The sequence below is a fragment of the Georgenia satyanarayanai genome (assembly GCF_023715365.1).
Classification (GTDB): domain Bacteria; phylum Actinomycetota; class Actinomycetes; order Actinomycetales; family Actinomycetaceae; genus Oceanitalea; species Oceanitalea satyanarayanai_B.
Window position 1 is genome coordinate 1 of sequence record NZ_JAMBNZ010000195.1, and the last position, 246, is coordinate 246.

Genomic DNA, 246 nt, shown 5'->3' on the forward strand with positions numbered 1-246 from the left:
GAGCGTCGAGGAGATCGCGTCCCGTGCGAAGGTCTCCAAGCCCGTCGTCTACGAGCACTTCGGCGGCAAGGAGGGCGTGTACGCCGTCATCGTCGACCGCGAGCTGCAGCAGCTGCTGGCCGCGCTGGCCCTGCTCGAGTACATCGAGCTCAACACCGACGGCTTCCGCATCCTCGTGCGCGACTCCCCCGTCGCGCAGGCCACCGGCACCTTCTCCTCCCTCATTGGGGACGTCGCCACGCAGGT

1 protein-coding gene is annotated in these 246 nt (G+C 68.3%); it reads left to right on the forward strand.

Translation table 11 applies throughout. The annotated features are described in order from the left end of the window. The coding region (locus M3148_RS17650; protein ID WP_251306001.1) for a TetR/AcrR family transcriptional regulator at positions 1 to 246 on the forward strand (246 nt) is incomplete at both ends.